The organism is Methylobacterium sp. J-088 (genome assembly GCF_022829295.1).
GTDB lineage: Bacteria > Pseudomonadota > Alphaproteobacteria > Rhizobiales > Beijerinckiaceae > Methylobacterium.
Map to the genome: position 1 here is coordinate 1 of NZ_JAKSYH010000193.1, position 348 is coordinate 348.

Sequence of the window (348 nt, forward strand, 5' to 3'; positions counted from 1 at the left end):
GAGACCTGATGCCATGCCGATCAACGTGCTGATGCCCGCGCTCTCGCCCACCATGGAGAAGGGCAACCTCGCCAAGTGGCTGAAGAAAGAGGGTGACGCGATCAAGTCCGGCGACGTGCCGGCCCGAATCGAGACAGATAAGGGAAGCATTGGGGTGGAGGCGATCGAAGAGGCCGTGCTCGCCAAGACCCTCGTGGCAGAGGGCAGCGGAGACGTGCCGGTCAACGACATGCTCGCCATCATCGCGGGGGAGGGTGATGATCAGGCGAGCGTACAGGCCGGCGGCGATGCGGGGAAGGGGGCCTCCAACGGCGCGGTCAAGCCCGCGTCAAACGCTTCCGCCGCCGA

At 65.8% G+C, this 348-nt stretch carries 1 protein-coding gene; it reads left to right on the forward strand.

Annotation, left to right across the window (positions count from 1 at the left end):
- Positions 1 to 13 precede the first annotated feature (13 nt).
- A partial coding sequence (locus MKK63_RS21640) for a biotin/lipoyl-containing protein (RefSeq protein ID WP_313901787.1) occupies positions 14 to 348 on the forward strand: 335 nt, incomplete at its 3' end.